This is a genomic window from Microbulbifer okhotskensis (genome assembly GCF_023895975.1).
GTDB classification, from domain to species: Bacteria; Pseudomonadota; Gammaproteobacteria; order Pseudomonadales; family Cellvibrionaceae; genus Microbulbifer; species Microbulbifer okhotskensis.
Genome location: NZ_JALBWM010000608.1, coordinates 1 through 208 on the forward strand (window position 1 = coordinate 1; position 208 = coordinate 208).

A 208-nucleotide genomic window follows, 5' to 3' on the forward strand; every position below is an offset into this window, starting at 1 on the left:
TCGTACAGCCGCGTAACAGACTCAGCGCGCTTGACGATTTCCTGGTTGGTGACGATCTGATCGAACACCAGCGAAGGCTCGGTAATGATATTGCGGATGATATGGGTGTAGGAACGGCTGTGAATGGTTTCGCTGAAGGCCCAGGTTTCAAACCAGGTTTCCAGCTCGGGCAAGGACACCACCGGCAAAAAGGCGATATTGGGCGAAC

Annotated in this window: 1 protein-coding gene; it reads right to left on the reverse strand. The window is 53.8% G+C overall.

Features of this window, described 5'->3' with window-relative positions; genetic code table 11:
* Window positions 1–208 (reverse strand): hypothetical protein (locus tag MO867_RS23445; RefSeq protein ID WP_444875299.1); only part of this gene is annotated, 208 nt, incomplete at both ends.